This window comes from Ruegeria sp. CG8, assembly GCF_056537165.1.
Genome location: NZ_JBQFRA010000001.1, coordinates 319554 through 335658, shown reverse-complemented (window position 1 = coordinate 335658; position 16105 = coordinate 319554). Strand labels below are relative to the sequence as shown.

Sequence of the window (16105 nt, the reverse complement as noted above, 5' to 3'; positions counted from 1 at the left end):
AAACACTCAGCGAAATGAGAAAGTGAATATCCTGCATTTATGGCAGGTTACGCATTTTAACAAAATAATGAAAATATTTTTCAAGAAAATTGCATCACCGCCGACGCGGAGACAGACTTGGGGCAAAGCGGAGGACATGATGATGTCAAAACAGAACCCGGTCTTCATTCCCGGCCCGACGAATATCCCGGATCGCCTCCTGCGCGCGATGCAGGTCCAGACCATTGACCACCGCGCGCCGGATTTCGTTCAGGCCTTTGCTCCGGCACTCGAGGGCCTCAAGCAGGTCTTCCGGTCGACCACGGGTCAGATTGTGACCTTTCCATCCAGCGGCACAGGTGGGTGGGAAGCTGCGATCAGCAACACACTGAGCCCGGGCGACAAGGTTCTTGTGGCCCGCCATGGCGTATTCAGCCATCGCTGGATCGACCTTTGCCAACGGCATGGGCTGGATGTGCAAGTCATCGATTGCCCTTGGGGCAGCGGGGCACCTGCCGAACGGTTTCAATCGATCCTCGCCGACGACCGGAACCACGACATCCGGGCGGTTCTGGTGACGCACAATGAAACGGCCACCGGCGTGCGATCGGATATTCAGTCGATCCGCTCGGCGATGGATGCCTCGGCGCACCCTGCCCTGCTGCTGGTCGATTGCGTCAGTTCACTGGCCTCGATGCCGTTCGAATTCGATGGCTGGGGCGTCGATATTGCGGTTTCGGGGTCGCAAAAGGGGTTCATGCTGGCCGCTGGAATGGCAATCCTGTGCGTCAGCCCCAAGGCGCTGGCAGCGATGGATGGTGCGCGGCTGCCCCGCACCTATTTCGACTTTCGGGACATGTTGGACGCCAATGCCTCGGGCGGGTTTCCATACACGCCGCCGTTGCAACTGATCTGCGGGCTGCAGGAAAGCCTATCCATTTTGTTCGAAGAAGGCCTGGACAACGTCTACGCCCGTCACTTCCGTCTGGCCGAAGGCGTGCGTCGGGCCGTCGACGCCTGGGGTTTGAGCCTGGTCGCTCAATCGCCGGACCTCTACTCGGACACTGTCAGCGCAGTCTATGTACCCGATGGGTTCGACAGCAATGTCCTGACTAACCATGCCTATGACATCTATGGAGTGTCCTTCGGGATCGGCCTGGGGCAGTTGAACGGCAAGGCGTTTCGCATCGGGCACCTTGGCAGCCTGACGGACGTCATGGTTCTTTCCGGCCTTGCCACGATCGAGATGGCGATGGCCGATCTGAACTACCCGATACAACTGGGCAGCGGCGTGGCGGCAGCGCAGGAATACTTCCGTGCGAACGGCACCAACCGCTCGCGCGCAGCAGCCTGAGGAGATCGGTATGTTGGACACGCTTTCGGCTGCAGAGCTGACGATCGACGACATGCGCGCAGCGCATGAACGGATCAAACCACATATCCGGCGTACACCCGTTCTGTCGTCGGAGTATCTGAACGCACAAACCGGCGCACGGCTCTTTTTCAAGTGCGAGAACCTGCAGGAGGCCGGAGCCTTCAAGGTCCGCGGCGCCTGCAATGCGGTATTTGGACTGCCCGACGAGATCGCCGGCAAGGGCGTCTGCACCCACTCCAGCGGGAATCATGCACTGTCCCTGTCATATGCGGCCGGTCGGCGCGGCATTCCCTGCAACGTCGTCATGCCGCGCACCGCACCTCAGGCCAAAAAGGACGCGGTCCGCAGGTTTGGCGGCACGATCACCGAATGTGAGCCATCGACGTCATCGCGCGAAGCGACCTTTGCCCAGGTGCAGGCCAAAACGGGTGGCGAATTCGTGCACCCCTACAACGATCCGCGTGTCATAGCAGGACAGGCCACGTGCTCGGCCGAGATGCTGGAACAAACAGGTGGGCTTGATGCCGTTATCGCTCCGATCGGCGGCGGCGGTATGGTGTCCGGCACGTGCCTGACAGTATCAAATCTGGCCCCTGATGTCGCGATCTATGCCGCGGAACCTCAGCAGGCTGATGACGCATACCGATCTTTCAAAGCCGGTCGGATCATCGCCGACGACGCACCCAAGACGGTGGCCGACGGCCTGCTGGTTCCGCTCAAGGAAAACACTTGGCACTTCGTGTCGCGGAACGTTGCCGACATCTTCACGGCCTCCGAAGACGAAATCGTGGCGGCAATGAAACTGGCCTGGAAACACCTGCGACTGGTGATTGAGCCATCTTCGGCCGTTCCGTTGGCAACCATTCTCAACAACCCCGAGGTTTTTCGAGGCAAACGCGTCGGCGTGATCCTGACCGGCGGCAATGTGGATTTGGACAAGCTGCCCTGGCTGGCCGGGCAAGGAGGAGAAGGATGAACAGACCCGTGAACATCGATCAATTGGACGTCGGCTTCGACATCCCCGCAGCAATCGGCATGGATGAGAGCGAAATCCAGACTCCTTGCCTGATACTGGACCTCGACGCGCTGGAGCGGAACATCCGCAAAATGGGCGACTACGCCAAAGCGCACGGCATGCGCCATCGGGTGCATGGCAAGATGCACAAGTCTGTGGACGTCGCGCGCCTGCAGGAAAAACTGGGCGGCGCAGTTGGTGTGTGCTGTCAGAAGGTCTCGGAGGCCGAGGTTTTTGCGCGTGGCGGGATCAAGGATATCCTTGTGTCCAACCAGGTGCGCGATCCGGCCAAAATTGACCGCTTGGCTCGGTTGCCGCAGCTGGGCGCGCGAACGCTGGTCTGCGTTGACGACATTGAGAATGTGCCCGAGCTGTCCTCTGCGGCGCAGACCCACGGAACGCAGCTGGAGATCCTGGTCGAGATCGACTGCGGCGCGGGGCGCTGTGGGGTGACCAGTACGGCTGACGTCATAACCATTGCCCGCGCGGTCGAGGCGGCACCGAACCTGAAGTTCACCGGCCTTCAAGCCTATCAGGGCGCGATGCAACATCTCGACAGCTATGACGCGCGAAAAGAAAAACTGGATGCAGCAATCGCCATGGTGCGGGACGCCGTCGACGGGTTGAAGGCGGACGGGATTGAGTGCGAACTGGTCTCGGGCGGCGGGACGGGATCCTATTACTTCGAAAGCAATTCGGGCGTTTACAACGAATTGCAGTGCGGGTCCTACGCGTTCATGGATGCCGACTATGGGCGGATTCTGGACCGGAATGGCCAAAGGATCGATCAGGGCGAATGGGAAAACGCCTTGTTCATACTCACCAGTGTCATGAGCCACGCCAAACCGGAAAAGGCGATCTGCGACGCAGGGCTCAAGGCACAGTCGATAGACAGCGGTTTGCCGGTGATTTTTGGCCGCGATGATGTCGAATACCTGAAATGTTCGGACGAACACGGTGTGATCGGAGACCCCAACGGCGTGTTGCGGGTGAACGACAAGTTGCGTCTGGTCCCCGGGCACTGCGATCCGACCTGCAACGTGCACGACTGGTATGTCGGCGTGCGCAACGGAAGGGTCGAGACCCTGTGGCCGGTCTCTGCTCGCGGCAAGGCGTTTTGATCATGAGGGACGAGATGAACGCTGAAACCAATCTGATACAGATCGTTGGCGAAGACCTATGCAAGCAGCTGGTCAACCGCAAGCTGGCGTTTGACGCAATCCAAGACGTGTTCTCAGCGATGGCACGAGGCGGAGCGCGCAACTTCCCCGTCATCCGCGAAGGGCTGGGTCATGCCGGCGCCGTATATGGGTTCAAATCCGGCTTTGACGCCGAAGGCTTGGTTCTGGGTGTCAAATCTGGTGGCTATTGGCCGGGAAACTCCAATCGCGGGCTGACCAACCACCAATCCACCGTCATCCTGTTCGATCCCGATACCGGGCAACCTTCCGCGCTGGTCGGTGGAAACTATCTTACGGCTATCCGCACGGCTGCGTCCTCGGCAGTGTCGATCGCGCACCTGGCCCGCAGGGACGCCAAGGTGCTTGGCATGGTCGGCGCGGGCCATCAATCGGCCTTTCAGTTGCGCGCCGCCGCCGAGCAACGCGACTTCGAAAAGGTGGTGGCATGGAATCCCCATCCCGAAATGCTTCCGAAACTGGCCGCCGTCGCGCAGGACATCGGACTGGATTTCGAATCCGTCTCGCAGCGGGAACTGGGGGCGCAGGCCGACGTCATCATCACGATCACATCGGCGTTCGAACCGTTGTTGATGCGCGATTGGATCAAGCCCGGAACGCATCTGGCCTGCATGGGTACCGACACGAAGGGCAAGATGGAAGTCGACCCCGAACTGGTTGCTTCGGCTCAGGTCTTCACCGACGAGGTTGCCCAGTCCGTCACCATCGGTGAGGCGCAACATGCCGTGGCTTCCGGCACGCTGGATCCTGACGCCATCACGCCGATTGGAGCGGTGATCAATGGCGATCATCCCGGCCGAACAAAGGCTGACCAGATCACCCTGTTCGATGGGACCGGGGTCGGGTTGCAGGACCTGGCCGTGGCGTCCGTGGCTGCGCGGCTGGCCTCTGAGGCAGGCTTGGCGGGTACTGTACGGCTTTGAAACAAAACGCCCGGCCAATTCGGCCGCGCGAACTTAGAAATTGGTTCTGGTCGTTTCCAGCCGCCGTATAGGCGGATCAGCCGCGGATCACCTTGGCGAACTGGTCGAAAATCGGTTCGTTGGCGCAGATGACTTCCCCGTCGGACAGAATGCTGCCTTCGGGGTTCAACGGTTGAACGAACCCACCCGCCTCTTTCACGATGATGATGCCAGCGGCCAGATCCCAGGCGTTCAGGCGACGCTCCCAGAAGCCTTCGTAGCGGCCAGCGGCAACATAGGCCATATCCAGCGCAGCTGCACCCCAGCGGCGCACACCCGCGCAGGCAGGCATCAGACGGGCCAGGTCCTGCAACGTGGCAGGCAGGTCCGAGCGGCCACCAAACGGCAAACCGGTCGAGAAGATCGATTCGATCATCCGGCTGCGGCTCGACACGCGGATACGCATGTCGTTCATCCAGGCACCCTCGCCCTTTTCGGCAAAGAACATCTCGTCCTTCGCGGGATCGTAGATGACGCCCGCGACGATCTTGCCCTTGTGTTCAAGGGCGATCGAAACCGCCCAGTGCGGCAGCCCGTGCAGGAAATTGGTCGTCCCGTCCAGAGGGTCAACGATCCAACGCCGGGTCGGGTCTTCGCCCTCGATCACACCACCTTCTTCAGCCAGCCAACCGTAGGTGGGACGCGCGCCCAGAAGTTCTTCTTTCAGAATGTTCTCGGCTGCAATGTCGGCCTTCGAGACGAAATCGCCCGCGCCCTTCATCGACACCTGCAGGTTCTCGACTTCGCGAAAGTCTTTTACCAGCGATCGACCCGCTTTGCGCGCGGCCTTGATCATGATGTTGAGATTTGCACTGCCAACCATAGTTCCGAGGCTCCTGTCCGGTCAAACCGCGCGTATACTGGCGCAACGCCCCCTTGCCAAGAGGAATGATGCGCATAGCAGCATGCCGTTTCCCGCGTGGCCAAAACCTTATTGCTGCTGCAGCTTGCGCGCCTCTAGGCTGGCCAGCTTGACCAATTCCTGCACAAAGGGTTTTTCCATGTCCTCGGTGCGCACTGCGGCATACAGCCGACGCGTGATGCCATCCTTGGTCAGCGGGCGGGTCACATAGTCCGAGTTGTACTTGACCTCGCGCACCACCCAGTCGGGCAGAACGGATATTCCACGGTTTGACGCCACAAGCAGCAGGATCACGGCGGTCAACTCGACTTGCCGGATCGCAGCAGGCTCAACGCGGGCCGGGATGAGAAGCTGGCTGAAGATATCAAGCCTCGTGCGTTCGACCGGATAAGTGATCAGCGTTTGACCGCGAAAATCCTCGGCCTCGATATACGCTTTCTCGGCCAGAGGGTGGGTCGAGGCGGCGACAAAAACAGGATTGTAGTCGAACAACTCGATGAACTCGACCCCCGGCAGATCTTCGGGGTCCGAGGAGACGACCAGATCGACCTCTTCCTTCTGCAGCGCGGGCAGCGCGTCAAAGGCCAGACCTGGCCGGATATCGACATCGACATCCGGCCACGACTTGCGGAAGGCCTCGAGCACCGGGAACAGCCACTCGAAACAGGCGTGGCACTCGATCGCGATGTGCATCCGTCCCGTGCGCCCATCGCGCAGCGAGGAAAACTCCTCCTGCATCGCTTCGACCTGCGGCAGAATCTGCTCGGCCAGACGCAGAAGGCGCAGCCCAGCGGCCGACAGTTTCATCGGTTTCGACCGGCGCAGGAACAGCTCGACGCCGGCCTGATCCTCCAGCCCTTTGATCTGATGGCTGAGCGCAGACTGAGTGATGTTCAGTTGATCCGCCGCACGGGCCAACCCACCACATTCATGGATGGCTTTGATCGTGCGCAGGTGTCGAAATTCGATATGCATCTTTCGCGTCGTTCATGTTGTTCTTGAATAATATGAGTTTGTCTCACAAAGAACTCCATGGCACAAGAGCCGCAACACAACCTGCGAGACTGCCATGACCCAGCCCGAGATTTCCTTCGAATTCTTTCCGCCTCAGACGCTCGAAGCGTCGTTTCGCCTGTGGGATACGGTTCAGACACTGGCGCCACTGGCACCCCGTTTTGTCTCGGTCACATATGGAGCGGGGGGCACCACCCGTGAATTGACCCGCGACGCGGTGGCGACGTTGCACAAATCCTCGGGATTGAAAGTCGCGGCCCATCTGACATGTATCGACGCTTCACGCAGCGAGACCTTGGCCATTGCCGACAGCTTTGCCGCGGCCGGCGTCACCGACATCGTTGCGTTGCGCGGCGACCCACCCAAGGGGCAGCAACGGTTCGTCCCGCACCCCGATGGGTTCGCCCACTCGGTCGAATTGATCGCAGCACTTGCGGAAACCGGCAGCTTCACCATCCGCGTCGGTGCCTATCCAGACATTCACCCCGAAGCGCCACATGCACAGGCTGACATCGACTGGTTGAAAGCCAAGCTGGACGCCGGCGCAGACGAGGCTTTGACGCAATTCTTCTTCGAAGCCGAAACCTTTTTGCGCTTTCGCGATGCCTGCGCCAAGGCCGGGATCGACAAGCCGATCGTGCCGGGCATCCTGCCGATCGAGAACTGGGCCGGTGCCAAGAAATTTGCCAAACGCTGTGGCGCGCAGGTGCCGGACTGGGTCGATCAGGCCTTTGACAAAGCAATCCGTGACAACCGGCACGACCTGTTGGCCACCGCGCTATGCACCGAGCTGTGTTCGGACCTGATCGACGAAGGCGTGGACAAGCTGCATTTTTATACGCTGAACCGCCCCGAACTGACCCGCGATGTGTGTTTTGCCCTTGGGATCACGCCCAAAGCCGATCTACAAAACGTCGCCTGACTGTTCCTTGCATTTGCACTGGCCAAAGGGGGATTGCCACCTGCGGCCCTTTGTAAGGTGCGAACAATTCCCCCTGCAACGGCGCACTGTCCCCGCCAATCCTACCAATTCACTGGAAAATTTGACAGAAACTCAAGGCTCCGGAAAATAGGAGACAGTTGTTTTATCGAGTGATTTTGGTATGGAGCCAGTCGAGAAAATTCAGGCTCGCGTAGATGCACTGCACGTCTTGGGCCTTGATCAGACCGCCACCGCATCGGACATCCGGAATGCGTGGCGTGACATCGCCTTTCATGCACATCCCGACCATACAGGCGGCGACTGCAATCAGTTTGCGCAGGCGAAGTCGGCCTATGACTATCTGCGCAAAAACGGGTTGGCAGGAAAAGGCGCCGGGCCGGCCCAACCGCGACGCCCGAAACTCAGAAAGCGTATCATAGAGCTGGACGAGAAGGATATTTCCGCCTGCCTGAAGCTGCTCGATCCAAGTCGCGCCCTATCCTTTGGCGAGACCAGCGCGGAAGATTGCCCGCTATCGACGCGCAATTCGGACCATGTACCAGAGGCGATCGGATGCTATGGCCGCGACCTGACCTATTTCGTTGCGACGCCGGTTTGCGAAGGTGAAAACCGCGTTGCCCTGCCGACATCCGTTCTTGCCGGCTTTCGGACGGTCGAAACCGAGATACTGTCCTTCCAGGCCAAGAATGGCGGAGCGGGCGAGGTCGTTGTTCCCGACACCATTCGAGAACGCAAGTTTCCCGGCGCGCGCAGCGTCCGGATCCGGTTCGAGGCGGATCAGGCCACTCGGGAACAGTTCTGGCAGGCTTGTTGAAGACCAAGCATTGAAAAAGGCCCGGCGGGTCTGCCGGGCCTGCAACGCGCGTAACGTCAGTTCGCGATCGGGCCCTCGGACGTGAATTTCGGGATCACGTTGGTCGAAGCGTCATTGCCCTCGAGCCCCGGCCAGTTCCCCTCAGCAAGGTTGATGTTGCCCGGGACGTCTTCCTCCCAGAATCCGACCACGACATCGGTGATGTTCAGATACAGCTTGTCGTCAACGATCCGCCAAAGGTTGGGGTTGCCGGGAACCTTGCCACCCTTGGACACGCCATAGGCGCAATGGCCATCATATTGCGGCGCATAGAACGCGGGGTTTTCAAGGAACTTCGCGCGGTTTTCTTCGCTCGCAAAAGCCCAGGTCGCCCCGTTGTATTCCGCAGTGATATCCGACCGTCCGCGCACGCCTTCGGGCTGCGACTGTCCGATCGGCGACTGTGCAAGCCCACGGTAGGCCACCACATCATATCCGGACACGGCGAAGCCGGTCCCATCGACATATTGCGGGCCGGCAAAGGCGGGCACGGCCAACGCCATTGCAGCAGCAAAGGTCAGAGCAAATCTGTTCATGTTTCATGTCCTCGTGTCTTGACGGGTTGCAGGGCCAGAGTGGCTGTCTGCAGAGACAATAAGCAATTCCCTCCGTCGGCGAAGACCCGTTAACGCCGCTGTGACCATTGACGAGCAAACGTGAGCAGTCTTGCCGCAATTGTTACAGAACAGCCGCCACGTCGGGGGTTGGCGTTCTTGTTCTGCAACACTAACTCTTGTCGGGCCGGGCGCGGCTCGGCTCTGGGACGAAAGGCAGAAGATGAGCGACACCACCACATACACCCCACCAAAAGTCTGGACATGGGATAGTGAAAGCGGAGGGCGTTTCGCGAATATCAACCGCCCCATCGCAGGGGCGACCCATGACAAGGAATTGCCCGTCGGTAAACATCCCTTGCAGTTGTATTCGCTTGCAACGCCCAACGGGGTGAAAGTGACGGTCATGCTGGAAGAGCTTTTGGCCCTGGGTCACACAGGTGCAGAATATGATGCATGGCTGATCAATATCGGTGACGGCGATCAGTTCGGCTCGGATTTTGTCGCGATCAACCCGAACTCGAAAATCCCCGCCCTTATGGACCGCTCGGGTGAAGCGCCGATACGGGTGTTTGAAAGCGGCTCCATCCTTGTCCATCTGGCCGAAAAGTTCGGAGCATTCCTACCCGCATCCGTCCCTGAGCGCACAGAAGTGATGAACTGGCTTTTCTGGCAGATGGGCAGCGCGCCTTATCTGGGTGGTGGGTTCGGGCATTTCTACGCTTATGCGCCAGAGAAATGGGAATACCCGATCAACCGCTTTGCGATGGAGACCAAACGCCAGCTGGATGTTCTGGACCGCGAGCTTGCCGACAAAACCTTTATCGCCGGCTCGGACTATTCGATCGCTGATATGGCAATCTGGCCGTGGTATGGGCAACTTGCTCTGGGTCGTTTGTACGACGCGGCCGAGTTCCTTGATGTGACGTCTTACAAGAACGTCATGCGATGGGCGCAAGAGATTGACGCGCGGCCAGCCGTGAAGCGGGGCCGCATGGTCAACCGCGCCTTCGGAGAGTTGCACACCCAACTGCGCGAACGGCATAACGCAAGCGACTTCGAAACCCGTACGCAGGACAAGCTGGAGACAGCTGCCGAATAAATCTGTTCATTTGGCGCAGGGAGCAAATCATCCCTGCGCCGAAACCTTGACTTCACTTCAAGATCGGGGGACTGTCCGGGTCGCTTCCGGGCGCTGGTCGGGACCCGGAGGCGCGCACAGGCTCGGGGATATCAAATCGCAGGCCCACTTTCGCCAATGCTGTGGCGGCAGGATCGCTGGCCGCGAAAAAACCGACATCCAAGGCACCAGCCTCAATCCCCGAAAATGTCAGAGCTTCGGACACCGCTTTGGCCAAGGCCGTTTGGGCACCGGGCACCGCGTCCACGAAACCAAGAAGATGACCCTGCCCACCGCCCTCGGCGCGGGTTCCGGCGAGATATGCGGCGGAGGCCAGACCTGAAGCTGTGGCCAGTTTGGTGTCCAGCGCCGTCAGCAAAATGTCGGGCAACCCCGCGGGCGGAAGGAACTCCGTCACACGGGATTGCACTTCTTGCGGGGCATGGCTGAGGGTTTCCGCAAGCCAGGCCAACGCTTCGGCGGGGATGAGCATCGACGACGGCGCCACCTCGAGGTTTAGCCCCAACCCAATGCCCTGCCCTGCAAGCATTCCCGCCAGAACACGTCCGGACAGAGCGGCATATGGAGCAGGACGGCCCGCAAACTGCGCCAGTCTGTCTTCGCGGTCAAAGGCCAGCACAAACCGACCATCTGCCACGTCAAACAGCTCGGGCGAGATGTTTTCGTCTCGCGCCTCTTCGGTCAGCAACAGAAACAGTTCGTTGTCCGCGAGCCGTTCGAAAAACCTCAGCCGCGCGGCATCGCTCTGAGGGTCGGCCTCCATCTGGGCATGCGCAATGTCCAGCGCGGTCGTGTCAGTCATCCATCACCTCTTTGACCCGGGCACGCAGCACCGGCAACAGGTCCGTTTCGAACCAGGGATTTTTCTTCATCCATGCCGTATTGCGCCATGACGGATGAGGCAAGGCAAATACCCGCGGCGCGTGCTGTTGCCAATTGCGCACCGTATCGGTCACCGAAGCTTGTGCGCCCAGATGGAATTTATGCGCGTGGCCACCGACAAGGATGGTCAACGGAACATCGCCAAGTTCACTCATCACCCTGTGATGCCAGGTCTTCTTGCAGATCGCCGGCGGCGGCAAGTCCGCCTTTCGCGCATCGTACCCCGGAAAACAAAACGCCATCGGAACGATCGAAACCCGCGCCTGATCGTAGAATTGTTCTTCCTCCAACCCCAGCCAATCCCGCAGCCGGTCGCCTGAGGGGTCGGTGAACGGTCGGCCGCTCTCATGGACCCGTGCCCCGGGTGCCTGCCCTGCAATCAGGATGCGCGCACCGGGGCGGAACCACACCACCGGGCGCGGCTGATGCGCGGTTGCAGTCGCAGCAAAGCGGTCGGCGCACAACCGGCACGATCTGATTTCCTCAGCAAGTTGCTTCACCTGATCTCCAGCCCTTTGGCGCTTTCTGCAATCCTAGGATGGATCATAGTCGTTCCCGCAAACCGATCCAGTTGTCGGCTCTGTGCGCCACAATTGTGGCCAGGCGTTTCGAACGCGCATTGAACATTTGTTTCATATTTCGACATAATGTGGCCAACATGGAGCGGTAGAACATCCGGCCGTCAGACAGCCACCGGTGGCCGCACCCAAAGCAAAAACATGAGCAGGCCGTGAATGCTTGAGTTCGAGAATGTCAGCAAGTCCTTTTGGACCGGGACTCGCCGCAAGGTGATCCTGGACAGGGTCTCGTTCCGGGTCGAGCTGGGAAAATCACTTGGCGTTCTGGCCCCGAACGGCACCGGAAAAACCACGCTTATCAACATGATGGCCGGGCTCGAAAAACCCGATGAAGGTGTGATCCGCCGAGAGTGTCGGGTGTCTTTCCCCATGGGCTTTGCCGGCGGCGTTTCCAAGAAGATGTCCGCGCTCGAGAATGCCCGTTACATCGCCAAGATTTATGGAATGGACCCCGACTATGTCGAGGCTTACTGCAGCTGGATGTGCGACTTGGGCGAGTATTTCAACCAACCCTTGGCGACATACTCAGCCGGCATGCGCGCCCGTTTCACCTTTTCGTTGATGCTGGCCCTGGATTTCGACATGTACCTGATCGACGAAGGTATGCCTGCCACCACCGATGTCGAATTCAACAAAAAAGCGGGTTCAATCCTGCAGGAACGCTTGCGAACCACGACTTTGGTGATTGTGTCACATAATCCCAAAACCCTCGAAAAATTCGCCCGCCAGGCCGCCGTGCTTGTGGATGGGCAGCTTCATATGTTTGACTCCTTGGAAGAGGCGATGCAGCTATATGACTACCAAACCCAAGGTTAAGAAATACGACCCGAACCATGCCTCGCAGGCCGAAGGCACGGTAGAGGCGCGTGCCGAGGCGATTTCGCGCATCCGAAAAGCAACCCAACCGGCCGAGGAAGCCCCGGCGGGAACCGAGCTGGATGCCATCAAGAAAGAAGGATTGACCGGTCGTCAGCTGCGCATAGCCCGACGCATGGCGCAGAAACACGGTCTGGCCGCGACGTCGGACTACGATTCCGTCCGTCTGCTACGAAAGAAGGGGATCGATCCGTTTCCGCGCTCCAACCTTCTGGATTTTGCGGCGGGTTCTTCCGATACCGCGGATGCGGAAGACCAGCCGAAAGACAAGGTCACGATCCAGCTGCCGCAAACGGTGAAAGAAAAGCAACAGACCCTTCCCGGCCCCGAATGGAGCCCGGCACAGCGGCGCGAATTCGAAATCGGCCAGATTCAAAAAGACATTGCCCGTCGGCGCAGACGAAAGCTGTTTGGTCTGTTTGCACGTCTATTCGCCTTTGTTCTGCTGCCCACGATTATTGTCGGCTATTACTTCTATCGCATAGCCACTCCGATGTACGCCAGCGAGTCCGCGTTTTCCATTCTACAGGCAGATGGCGGAGCTGGTGAGATCGGCGGGCTTTTGGCCGGGACGCAATACGCAACCACGCAGGACTCGGTCGCGACCCAGGAGTTCCTTGAATCCAAGGATGCGCTCAACCGTCTGGAACGGGACACTGGTTTTGCCGAGATTTTCAAGCAGGACTGGATAGATCCGATTCAAAGACTGCCTCAGGACGCCACGCTGGAAGAGGCGTTCAAACTGTACAAGCGCATGGTCACAATAGGCTATGACCCCAGCGACGGTATCATTCGGATGGAGGTTGCAGCACCCGACCCGGACACTGCCGTCGACCTGTCAAATCTGCTGATCTCCTACGCCGAAGAAAAGATCAACGGCCTCACCGAACTGAAGCGCGAAGATCAGATGCGGGATGCTCTGCAGTCCTTCGAGGACGCTCAGGAAGAACGGCGCAAAGCCCAGGAAGCGCTGATCGAACTGCAACTGCAGGGTGCCGTTCTGGACCCCGAAAACGTGATTGCCGGGCTGCGCGCCCGCATCAACGAGATCGAGATACAGCTTCAAGACAAGGAATTGGAACTGGCGGCGTTGCTGGACAACCTTCGGCCGAACAAAGCCAAGGTCGACGGTGTCCAAGCCGATATCAACCGGCTTGAGGCCGTGCTCGAAGAGCTCAATGCCGAGATGCTGGACGCCTCCGCCGGCGAAAACTCGCTGGCGCGGTTGAGCGTTCGGATCCAGATGGCACAGGCCGATCTGGCCGCACGGGACATGATGCTGCAATCGGCCATGCAGCAAATGGAAACCGCCCGGACCGAGGCCAACCGCAAGGTTCGATACCTCACCGTTTCCGTGAACCCGGTCGCCAGTCAGGAGCCCACCTATCCGCGAAAGTTCGAAAATACGATTTTGGCTTTCCTGTTGTTTGCTGGTATCTACCTGATGATTTCGCTGACTACGTCAGTCCTTCGTGAACAGGTATCCTCGTAGAGCTCATGAAACATGTAAAAATAGCCAACGTCACCGTTGGCAACGACCTTCCGCTGACCATCATCGCGGGCCCTTGCCAGCTTGAAACGGCGGATCACGCACAGATGATCGCAGGAAGGATGAAAGAAGCCTGTGAAGCCGCGGGGGCACAGTATGTGTTCAAGGCCTCATATGACAAAGCCAACCGCACGTCCCTGTCCGGGAAACGCGGCATGGGGATCGAGGCCGGGCTGAAGGTGCTGGATGACATTCGCAAAACGATGGGTATTCCGGTCCTGACGGATGTCCACACCGAAGCGCAATGCGCCATCGCGGCCGAGGCGGTGGATATTCTGCAAATCCCGGCCTTCCTGTGCCGCCAGACAGACATGCTGCTGGCAGCCGGAGAAACAGGCAAGGCCGTCAACGTCAAGAAGGGTCAGTTCCTGGCCCCCTGGGAAATGCCGAACATCGTCGAAAAGATCGAAAGCACGGGCAACCACAACATCCTGCTGACCGAGCGCGGAACCTCGTTTGGCTACAATACGCTTGTCGCCGACATGCGATCGCTGCCGCAAATGGCGCAAACCGGGTATCCGGTTGTCATGGATGCAACCCATTCCGTTCAGCAGCCCGGTGGCCGAGGCGGCTCGTCCGGCGGACAGCGGGAATTTGCACCGGTAATGGCCCGCGCGGCCGTGGCCTTGGGCGTTGGTGCCGTGTTCATTGAAACGCATCAGGATCCGGACACGGCGCCGTCTGACGGGCCGAATATGATCCCGTTGGACCAGATGGGCCAACTGATTGACACATTGATGCGTTTCGATGCCCTGGCCAAGGCCAACCCAGTTCAGATTTAACGATCGAGATTTTCCATGACCAAACCAATCCCCGAGGTGACCCCGAACACCTGGAGCTTTCTGCGCGATGCGATGATCAAACCCACCGGGTTTCGTGAATATGATGCCCGCTGGAAATACCCTGACGAGATCAACCTGCCGGGGATGACGGCTCTTGGTCTTGGTTTGGGAACTCAGATGCACAAGCGTGGGATCGAGCCGGTAATCGCGGTCGGCAACGACTACCGCGACTATTCTCTGGCGATCAAGAATGCGTTGATTCTGGGCCTCATGCAGGCCGGCATCCAGGTCAAGGATATTGGCCCGGCGCTCAGCCCGATGGCGTATTTCGCCCAATTCCACCTGGATGTTCCTGCGGTCGCCATGGTGACGGCCAGCCACAACCCCAACGGCTGGACCGGGGTGAAGATGGGCTTTGACCGCCCTCTGACCCACGGCCCTGACGAAATGGCCGAGCTGCGCGACATCGTGCTGAACGGCGAAGGCGTGGCACGCCCCGGCGGGTCCTATGAATTCGTGGACGGCGTGAAAGAGGCCTATATCGACGATCTGGTCGGTGATTTCAAAATGTCACGCCCCCTCAAGGTGGTGTGCGCGACAGGGAACGGCACCGCATCTGCCTTTGCCCCCGAGATCTTTGAGCGGATCGGGGTCGAGGTCGTGCCCAGCCACAACCGGTTGGATTACACCTTCCCCAACTACAATCCGAACCCCGAAGCGATGGAGATGTTGCACGACATGGCTGACGCCGTCAAAGCCAGCGGGGCGGACCTGGCGCTTGGGTTTGACGGAGACGGCGATCGCTGCGGTGTGGTCGATGACGAGGGCGAGGAGATCTTTGCCGACAAGGTCGGTGTCATCATGGCGCGTGATTTGGCCAAGCTGCATCCCGGCGCGACATTCGTGGCCGACGTGAAATCGACCGGCCTGTTCGCCAGCGATCCCGAACTGCAGGCCTATGGCGTCAAGGCGGATTACTGGAAAACCGGCCACAGCCACATGAAACGGCGCGTGAAGGAAATCGGGGCGTTGGCCGGGTTCGAAAAGTCGGGCCATTATTTTCTGGCCGAGCCAATCGGGCGCGGATACGACTGCGGAATGCGGGTCGCGGTGGAAATCTGCAAACTGATGGACCGCAACCCGGGACAGAGCATGTCCGATCTGCGCCGCGCCCTGCCCAAGACATGGTCGACCCCGACCATGTCGCCCTATGCTGCCGATACCGAAAAGTATGACATCCTCGCCCGCTTGGTGGACAAGCTCGTTGCCAAGGCCGAGGCGGGTGAAACATTAGCCGGTCGGCCGATCAAGGAAGTCGTGACCGTCAATGGTGCCCGCGTCATCCTCGACAATGGCAGTTGGGGCCTGGTCCGGGCGTCTTCGAACACGCCCAACCTGGTGGTGGTCTGCGAAAGCAGCGAGAGCGAAGATGAGATGCGGGCAATTTTCGCCGATATCGATGCCGTGATCCGCACCGAGCCGGGTGTGGGCGACTACGACCAGACGATCTGAGCAAGTAAGGGGTGCTGCAGCGCCCCTTT

16 protein-coding genes are annotated in these 16105 nt (G+C 59.4%); 11 read left to right on the top strand and 5 right to left on the bottom strand.

Annotation, left to right across the window (positions count from 1 at the left end):
* Positions 1 to 142: 142 nt before the first annotated feature.
* From bhcA to bhcD, 4 genes are read left to right on the top strand one after another with little or no spacing between them, the layout of a single operon-like run.
* The gene (gene bhcA / locus ACR0EF_RS01640; protein ID WP_170371644.1) at positions 143 to 1333 is read left to right on the top strand and encodes an L-aspartate--glyoxylate aminotransferase BhcA; all 1191 of its coding nucleotides are present in this window, start codon (positions 143 to 145) and stop codon (positions 1331 to 1333) included.
* A 10-nt stretch (positions 1334 to 1343) separates the two neighbouring features.
* Positions 1344 to 2330, top strand: coding sequence for a beta-hydroxyaspartate dehydratase BhcB (bhcB, locus tag ACR0EF_RS01635; RefSeq protein WP_170371646.1), 987 nt, complete (start codon positions 1344 to 1346; stop codon positions 2328 to 2330).
* Positions 2327 to 3490, top strand: coding sequence for a 3-hydroxy-D-aspartate aldolase BhcC (gene bhcC, locus ACR0EF_RS01630; RefSeq protein WP_170371648.1), 1164 nt, complete (start codon positions 2327 to 2329; stop codon positions 3488 to 3490). Before bhcB ends, bhcC begins: the two co-directional genes overlap by 4 nt.
* Positions 3491 to 3504: 14 nt before the next feature.
* Entirely contained in the window at positions 3505 to 4491 is a 987-nt protein-coding gene (gene bhcD / locus ACR0EF_RS01625) for an iminosuccinate reductase BhcD (RefSeq protein WP_217354726.1), read from the top strand.
* 76 nt (positions 4492 to 4567) lie between these two features.
* On the opposite strand, the gene ACR0EF_RS01620 is transcribed toward bhcD, so the two are convergent.
* Positions 4568 to 5353 carry an inositol monophosphatase family protein gene (locus tag ACR0EF_RS01620; protein WP_170340678.1) on the bottom strand — a complete coding sequence of 262 codons (786 nt, stop codon included), beginning with the start codon at positions 5351 to 5353 and terminating at the stop codon, positions 4568 to 4570.
* A gap of 108 nt (positions 5354 to 5461) precedes the next feature.
* Complete coding sequence (locus ACR0EF_RS01615; RefSeq protein WP_170340674.1) at positions 5462 to 6367, bottom strand: LysR family transcriptional regulator; 906 nt, start codon at positions 6365 to 6367, stop codon at positions 5462 to 5464.
* Between the two features lie 94 nt (positions 6368 to 6461).
* On the opposite strand from ACR0EF_RS01615, the gene metF reads away from it, so the two are divergent.
* Both metF and ACR0EF_RS01605 read left to right on the top strand, forming a co-directional pair.
* A complete protein-coding gene (gene metF / locus ACR0EF_RS01610) occupies positions 6462 to 7328 on the top strand; it encodes a methylenetetrahydrofolate reductase [NAD(P)H] (protein ID WP_170340673.1) in 867 nt (288 codons plus the stop codon).
* Between the two features lie 181 nt (positions 7329 to 7509).
* The gene (locus ACR0EF_RS01605) at positions 7510 to 8163 is read left to right on the top strand and encodes a J domain-containing protein (protein WP_170371652.1); all 654 of its coding nucleotides are present in this window, start codon (positions 7510 to 7512) and stop codon (positions 8161 to 8163) included.
* A gap of 56 nt (positions 8164 to 8219) precedes the next feature.
* Here the strand turns inward: ACR0EF_RS01605 and ACR0EF_RS01600 are convergent, their stop codons facing one another.
* The gene (locus tag ACR0EF_RS01600) at positions 8220 to 8738 is read right to left on the bottom strand and encodes a YHS domain-containing (seleno)protein (protein WP_170340669.1); all 519 of its coding nucleotides are present in this window, start codon (positions 8736 to 8738) and stop codon (positions 8220 to 8222) included.
* 241 nt (positions 8739 to 8979) lie between these two features.
* Between ACR0EF_RS01600 and yghU the strand changes: the two genes are divergently transcribed.
* Positions 8980 to 9858: a glutathione-dependent disulfide-bond oxidoreductase gene (gene yghU / locus ACR0EF_RS01595; protein WP_170371654.1), complete on the top strand. Its 879-nt coding sequence runs from the start codon at positions 8980 to 8982 to the stop codon at positions 9856 to 9858.
* Positions 9859 to 9910: 52 nt separating this feature from the next.
* Here yghU and ACR0EF_RS01590 read toward each other — a convergent pair whose 3' ends face one another.
* Both ACR0EF_RS01590 and ACR0EF_RS01585 read right to left on the bottom strand, forming a co-directional pair.
* The gene (locus tag ACR0EF_RS01590; protein WP_170371656.1) at positions 9911 to 10699 is read right to left on the bottom strand and encodes an SseB family protein; all 789 of its coding nucleotides are present in this window, start codon (positions 10697 to 10699) and stop codon (positions 9911 to 9913) included.
* Entirely contained in the window at positions 10692 to 11279 is a 588-nt protein-coding gene (locus tag ACR0EF_RS01585; protein ID WP_170371658.1) for a uracil-DNA glycosylase family protein, read from the bottom strand. The genes ACR0EF_RS01590 and ACR0EF_RS01585 overlap by 8 nt, the downstream gene beginning before the upstream one ends.
* A 234-nt stretch (positions 11280 to 11513) precedes the next feature.
* On the opposite strand from ACR0EF_RS01585, the gene ACR0EF_RS01580 reads away from it, so the two are divergent.
* Genes ACR0EF_RS01580 through ACR0EF_RS01565 form a run of 4 tightly spaced genes read left to right on the top strand, consistent with a single transcriptional unit; the run spans position 11514 to position 16076 of the window.
* Complete coding sequence (locus ACR0EF_RS01580; protein ID WP_170371660.1) at positions 11514 to 12173, top strand: ABC transporter ATP-binding protein; 660 nt, start codon at positions 11514 to 11516, stop codon at positions 12171 to 12173.
* On the top strand, positions 12151 to 13725 hold the full coding sequence (locus ACR0EF_RS01575; protein WP_170371662.1) for a KpsE/RkpR family capsule polysaccharide export protein: 1575 nt from the start codon (positions 12151 to 12153) through the stop codon (positions 13723 to 13725). The genes ACR0EF_RS01580 and ACR0EF_RS01575 overlap by 23 nt, the downstream gene beginning before the upstream one ends.
* Before the next feature lie 5 nt (positions 13726 to 13730).
* Positions 13731 to 14564, top strand: a complete 834-nt coding sequence (gene kdsA / locus ACR0EF_RS01570) for a 3-deoxy-8-phosphooctulonate synthase (protein WP_170340066.1) — start codon at positions 13731 to 13733, stop codon at positions 14562 to 14564.
* Between the two features lie 15 nt (positions 14565 to 14579).
* Positions 14580 to 16076, top strand: a complete 1497-nt coding sequence (locus ACR0EF_RS01565) for a phosphomannomutase/phosphoglucomutase (RefSeq protein ID WP_170369599.1) — start codon at positions 14580 to 14582, stop codon at positions 16074 to 16076.
* Positions 16077 to 16105: the final 29 nt, after the last annotated feature.